Genomic DNA, 6271 nt, shown 5'->3' with positions numbered 1-6271 from the left:
GGCCCGAAACAGATGTAGGAGCAGCCTTGTGCTGCGAAGCGCCGCGCGGGCGGCGCTCGATCTCACAGGCGCTGCAAGGGGCAAGGTGAACACCCCTCCACCCCACAAAAGGTCCATAATCCCCCCTTAATCTGCCCAAGGTGCAATGCCAGCCACACCATTCCGGGAGCCCCGCCATGCACGTTCTGCTCTGTGAGGACGACGACCTGATCGCCGCCGGCATCTGCGCCGGCCTTACCGCCCAGGGCCTGACCGTGGACCGTGTGGGCAACGCCGCCGATGCACGGGCGATGCTGCAGGCCGCGCAGTTCGACGTGATGATCCTCGACCTTGGCCTGCCCGACGAAGACGGCCTGAAGCTGTTGCGCCGCCTGCGCGAGAAAGGCGAGACGCTGCCAGTGCTGGTACTCACTGCCCGTGATGCGGTCACCGACCGGGTCGATGGCCTGCAGGCCGGCGCCGACGATTACCTGCTCAAGCCGTTCGACCTGCGCGAGCTGGCTGCTCGCCTGCACACCCTGCTGCGACGGGTGGCCGGGCGGGCGGTGAATGTGATCGAACACGGCCCGCTGCGCTACGACCCGAGCAGCTGCGAGGCAACCCTGGCCGGCCAGCCGGTCGACCTGTCCCGGCGTGAACAGGCATTGCTCCAGGCGCTGCTGCAGAACCCCGGGCGGGTGCTGTCCGGCGAGCAGCTCAAAGACTGCGTGTACGGCTTCAGCGACGAAGTCGAGAGCAATGCCCTGAACGTGCATATCCACCATCTGCGGCGCAAGCTGGGCAACGGCATCGTCGAGACCGTGCGCGGCCTGGGCTACCGGCTGGGCCCGGCGCAGGCGCCGGAGGAGGCCGCATCATGAGCCTGCGGGTACGCCTGAGCCTGATCCTGGGCAGCGCCTTCGTGATCATCTGGGCGCTGGCCGCCGCGTGGATGCTGCGTGACCTGCGCCAGCAGATGATGTTCTCCCTCGACCAGCGCCTGGTGGCTTCGGCGCGCATGGTCGCCGGGCTGATCGACCAGCTGCCGCAGCCGCTGACCGCCAAGGGCGGGGAGGCGCACTTTTCCGCCGACCAGTTCAGCGTGCCGGACGGCATGGCCTGCCAGGTCAGCTCGCTGCGTGGCGAGATTCTCGCCAGCAACCACAAGCACGATGGCGTCATGGACGATGAACGCAGCGGTTTCCGTGACCAGACCATCGACGACGCGCTGTGGCGCACCTTCACCTACAACCATGGCGATGTGCGTATCACCACCGCCGACCGGCACATGGAGCGCGAGGCGCTGAACCAGTCGATCCTGCTGGCAGCCTCGGCGCCAGTGCTGATGGCCCTGCTTGGCAGCCTGGGGTTGTTGTGGATCGGCCTGGGCAAGGGCCTGGAGCCGCTCAATCGCATGCGCGATGCCCTGCGCCGCCGGCGCGCGGACAGCGTCGAGCCGCTGCAGGTGGCGGGCATGCCCAGCGAACTGCAACCGTTGCTGGAAACCCAGAACCAGCTGTTCCTGCGTATTGCCCAGACCATCGAGCGTGAGCGGCGCCTGACCGACGATGCCGCGCATGAACTGCGCAGCCCGCTGACGGCGATCAAGACCCACCTGCAGGTAGCGCGGATGACCGATGGCGCCGTGCGTGAGCAGGCGCTGGAACATGCTGAGCAGGGCGCCGACCGCATGCACCGCACGCTGGAGCAGTTGTTGATGCTGGCGCGGGTGGAGGGCAGCCTGTCGTTCGAGGATGGCGTGCAGTGCAGCGCCGAGCAGGTGGCCCGGCAGGCGGTGCAGGATGCCGGCGGCGGTGACAACCGGCGCATCGTGCTGCGCTTGCCTGAAGCCGCTACGCAGATCTACCTGGGCATGCCTGCGCCGTTGGCGGTGGCAGCGCTGCGCAACCTGCTGGACAACGCCTTGCGCCATGGCGGCGACGAGGCGGTGGAGCTTGAGGTGCAGATGGCTGACGGCCAGGTGGGCTTCATGGTGCGGGACCATGGGCCGGGGATTGCCGAGGCGGACCTGGAACACCTGACCGAGCGCTTCTGGCGTAACGGGCAGAGTGGTGGATGCGGGCTGGGGCTGGCGATCGTGCAGGCGATCGTGCAGCGTTGTGCCGGTAGCCTGAAGTTCGACAGCCGCAGTGATGGGTTGCGGGTGTTGTTGCAAGTGCCGGCGCGCTCGGCCAGCTGATCTTCGCTGTCTGTGCCGGCCCTTTCGCGGGCTTGCCCGCTCCCACAGGTACTGCACAGGGTCTGAGATGCATGCGATCCCTGTGGGAGCGGGCAAGCCCGCGAAAGGGCCGGCACAGGCAGAGTAAAATACAGTAACAACCGCTAAATCCTCCCCGCACTCAAGCGTTCTCCAAGCGACGAACACCCGCACTTTCGCTTGCTTGCGAGGATTGACCCATGTCCACCGCTTCCTGCCTTGCCCAGGTCCCGCCGGCCAGCGCGCCGCGTGCCTTGTACGAGTTCACCGATTCCCCCTTGCTGCAACGCCAGCAACAACAGGAGTCCAACGCCCGCAGCTACCCGCGGCGCATCCCGCTGGCGCTCAAGCGCGCCCGTGGTATCCATGTGGAGGATGTCGAAGGCCGCCAGTTCATCGACTGCCTGGCCGGCGCCGGCACCCTGGCGCTGGGCCACAACCACCCGGTGGTGGTCGAGGCGATCCAGCGGGTACTGGCCGATGAGCTGCCGTTGCACACCCTGGACCTGACCACGCCGGTCAAGGACCGCTTCGTCCAGGACCTGTTCGGTGTGCTGCCCGAGGCGTTGCGCCGTGAGGCCAAGGTCCAGTTCTGCGGCCCGACCGGTACCGATGCAGTGGAAGCAGCGCTGAAACTGGTGCGCAGCGCCACCGGCCGCAGCACCGTCCTTGCCTTCCATGGCGCCTACCATGGCATGAGCCAGGGTGCGCTGAGCCTGATGGGCAGCCATGGCCCGAAGCAGCCGCTGGGTGCCTTGCTCGGCAACGGTGTGCAGTTCATGCCGTACCCCTACGACTACCGTTGCCCGTTCGGTTTGGGCGGCGAAGCCGGGGTCAGGGCCAACCTGCATTACCTGGAAACCCTGCTGCTCGACCCGGAAAGCGGCGTGCCGCTGCCGGCGGCGGTGATCCTCGAGGTGGTGCAGGGCGAGGGCGGGGTGATTCCGGCCGATATCGAGTGGCTCAAGGGGGTACGCCGTATCACCGAGCAGGCCGGCGTGGCGTTGATCGTCGATGAGATCCAGAGCGGTTTCGCCCGTACCGGGCGCATGTTCGCCTTCGAGCATGCCGGCATCATCCCGGACGTGGTCACCCTGTCCAAGGCCATTGGCGGCAGCCTGCCGCTGGCGGTGGTGGTGTACCGCGACTGGCTGGACACCTGGAAACCGGGCGCCCACGCCGGCACTTTCCGTGGTAACCAGATGGCCATGGCGGCGGGTTCGGCGGTGATCGATTACCTGGTCGAGCATCGCCTGGCAGAGCATGCCGAGGCCATGGGCCAGCGCCTGCGCCAGCACCTGCAGCAGTTGCAGCGGGATTATCCGCAGTTGGGTGATATTCGCGGGCGTGGCCTGATGCTTGGGGTGGAGCTGGTGGATCCGCAAGGCCAGCGGGATGCGCTTGGGCATCCGGCGGCCAACCGTGAATTGGCGGCGAAGGTGCAGCGTGAGTGCCTCAGGCGCGGGCTGATTCTGGAACTCGGTGGGCGGCATGGGGCGGTGGTGCGCTTCCTGCCGCCGTTGATCATCAGTGGCGAGCAGATCGATGAGGTCGCGCAGCGCTTTGCCGAGGCGTTGATCGCGGCGGTCTGATCGATTGCCGGGGCCGCTGCGCGGCCCTATCGCCGGCAAGCCGGCTCCCACAGGTACAGCGCAAGCCTTCCGGTCGGCGCAGTCCCTGTGGGAGCTGGCTTGCCGGCGATAGGGGCGCAAAGCGCCCCCCCCCTGGTAATCCCGGCTACCAGCCGCGCCCGGAATTCACCCAGAAGTTCACCGACAGCGAGGTGGTCACAGACTCCACCTGGTGGAACCACCCTTCGGGCAGGAACAACAGGTCACCGGCCTGCAGCACCACGCGCAGGAACGGCACCTCGCGCGCCGCCGGGAAGCGCTGGTAATCCGGGGCGTCGGGGTTGAAGTCGCAGCCGTCCAGGCCGCCCTTGGGGCTGGTCGACCAGGTACCCAGGGCCGGGCGATGGTGCGGCGCGGCAAGGATGAACGACTTCTGCCCCCATACCTGTGCGAACAGGTTGTCGGTGTCGTCGCGGTGCAGTGGCGTCAGTGTGCCCTTGGGGCCGATCCAGATGCGCGGCGCAATGAACTTCTCGCGGGCGAAGTACTGCGGGTAGCGAATCAGCGTCAACAGCTTTTCCGGCACGATGTTGTTGCCCATGTAGGCCGGGGTTTCGCCGGGTTTGGCAGGGGTGTCCAGCGAGGCGATGAAGTCGGCCATGGAAGTGGAACGGAAGTCGCGGTCGGTGGAGAAGGTCTTCTTCACGTAGTCGCCGTGCCGGGTGATGCCCTGCAGTTCGGCGAAATGCTCCAGCGAAGCTTCGCGGCCCATGGTGAACAGCGGCCAGTCCTGCAGGGCATCGCTGATGACCACCGGCGTCCCGTGCGCCAGGTATTCGCCCTGGAAGCGCGCCAGCGACATGTCGGCGCGGGCAATGCGTGCCACCTCGCGCAGCACCGGTTGCGCGGCCGACACCCGTTCGCTGAGGCGTGCCGGTGTCGGGTAGCGTTGGTTCATCGACACCTTGGTCGCCGGTGCGCCGCGCCGGGCGTTGCTGATGATCTGCGGCAGCAGGGTGGCCAGGCCCATGTTGCCGCTGATCTTCAGGCGGGCGCTGGCGAACAGTTCTTCAACGTTGGCGGTGCCGCCCATGATGCCGAGGAAGTCACGCTCGGCCACCTCGATGGTGACGTCCGGGGCGCTGTGCCGGCCGGCACCGGTGCGGCTGCTGTCACGCACCTCCGACCAGAAGGCCCGGTCCTGGCCGAAGACGAACTGGAAAACGCCTTCGATGCCGACGGCATGGGCGTTGGCGAACAGTTTGCTGAGGATGCTCTGAAGGTCCACGGTATGCCTCTGGCGGTCTTTCGTTGTGCTGGGATAACGAGTGCCTGCACCAACGATTTAGCCGTGTGGGCGGGTAATTTTTCGGTGTGCTGCTACGTCCCGTAGGGAGGCTCGAGTCACATTGTTCACCCAAGGAACCCACATGGCACTGCACCCTGATCTGGCGGCATTTCTGGAACTGGTCGAATTTGGCCGGCTGACGGGCAGGAGCCTGCCCATGCACGCGATGGACGTGGCCCAGGCCCGTGCCGAGTTCGAAGGCAGCTCGCAGGTACTCGACCCGAGCCCGCCCGGCAACGTCACGGCCAGCGAGTTGCAGATTACCGCGCGCGACGGTGCCCGCCTGGCTGCTCGCCTGTACCGCCAGGGGGATGCTGGTGCTGCCTTGCAGCCAGTGATCCTGTACCTGCATGGCGGCGGCTATGTGGTCGGCAGCCTCGATTCGCATGACTCGGTGTGCCGTCGCCTGGCGGCCCTGGGCGAGTTCGCGGTGCTGGCGGCGGACTACCGGCTGGCACCGGAGCAGCAGTTCCCGAAAGCCCTGCACGATGTGCTGGACGCCGCCAACTGGCTGGCTGAGCAGGCGGCGTCGCTGGGCCTGGACAACCGCCGGGTGGTGCTGGCAGGGGACAGTGTGGGCGCCAGCCTGGCGGCGGTGCTGGCCATTACGGCGGTGGAGCAGCCCGAGGCGCTGGCGTTCAAGCCGCTGGCACAGTTGCTGTTCTACCCGGTGACCGATATCTCCTGCTGGCGTGAGTCCCATCGCCAGCATGCCGAGGGTTACCTGCTGGAGACGCCTACCCTGGAGTGGTTCTACCAGCACTATGCGCCGCAGTGCGAGCAGCGCCTGGACTGGCGGGTGTCGCCGTTGCTGTCGACGCTGTGCGAGCCATTGGCGCCGGCTTGCCTGTTTGTGGCCGAGTATGACCCGTTGCATGATGAGGGCATGGCCTATCGTGACTGGCTGGTGGCGGGTGGGACGGCGGTGACCTTTGCCCGGGTGGAGGGGTTGACCCATGACTTCTTGCGCATGTCGGGGATCGTGGGGCAGGTGGAGGGGATTTACCGGGATGTCGGGGAGTGGTTGAAGCGGGTCATTGGCCGGTGATGGGCCGAGATTGCCGGGGGCGCTGCGCGCCCCTTTCGCGACACAAGGCCGCTCCTACAGTAGACCGCGTCTATTCGAACTTGGCGCTGTACCTGTAGGAGCGGCCT

The 6271-nt window shown here is 66.9% G+C and carries 5 protein-coding genes; 4 read left to right on the top strand and 1 reads right to left on the bottom strand.

Annotated elements, in window-relative coordinates; translation table 11 throughout:
* The first annotated feature begins 176 nt into the window (after nt 1-176).
* The 3 genes from ACGLHT_RS12410 to ACGLHT_RS12400 all read left to right on the top strand — a co-directional run bounded on the left by ACGLHT_RS12410 (nt 177) and on the right by ACGLHT_RS12400 (nt 3789).
* The gene (locus tag ACGLHT_RS12410; protein ID WP_025339994.1) at nt 177-860 is read left to right on the top strand and encodes a response regulator transcription factor; all 684 of its coding nucleotides are present in this window, start codon (nt 177-179) and stop codon (nt 858-860) included.
* Complete coding sequence (locus tag ACGLHT_RS12405; protein ID WP_085691602.1) at nt 857-2179, top strand: ATP-binding protein; 1323 nt, start codon at nt 857-859, stop codon at nt 2177-2179. Before ACGLHT_RS12410 ends, ACGLHT_RS12405 begins: the two co-directional genes overlap by 4 nt.
* A gap of 218 nt (nt 2180-2397) precedes the next feature.
* Nucleotides 2398-3789, top strand: a complete 1392-nt coding sequence (locus ACGLHT_RS12400; protein WP_137164475.1) for an aspartate aminotransferase family protein — start codon at nt 2398-2400, stop codon at nt 3787-3789.
* 145 nt (nt 3790-3934) lie between these two features.
* On the opposite strand, the gene ACGLHT_RS12395 is transcribed toward ACGLHT_RS12400, so the two are convergent.
* Nucleotides 3935-5056, bottom strand: coding sequence for a cupin-like domain-containing protein (locus tag ACGLHT_RS12395; protein WP_137164474.1), 1122 nt, complete (start codon nt 5054-5056; stop codon nt 3935-3937).
* A 142-nt stretch (nt 5057-5198) separates the two neighbouring features.
* Between ACGLHT_RS12395 and ACGLHT_RS12390 the strand changes: the two genes are divergently transcribed.
* Complete coding sequence (locus tag ACGLHT_RS12390; RefSeq protein ID WP_137164473.1) at nt 5199-6164, top strand: alpha/beta hydrolase; 966 nt, start codon at nt 5199-5201, stop codon at nt 6162-6164.
* Nucleotides 6165-6271 lie beyond the last annotated feature (107 nt).

It is taken from the genome of Pseudomonas sp. PsB (genome assembly GCF_043658375.1).
Classification (GTDB): domain Bacteria; phylum Pseudomonadota; class Gammaproteobacteria; order Pseudomonadales; family Pseudomonadaceae; genus Aquipseudomonas; species Aquipseudomonas putida_Z.
Note: the sequence above shows the minus strand (reverse complement) of the source record. Positions and strands in the feature narration are given on the sequence as shown.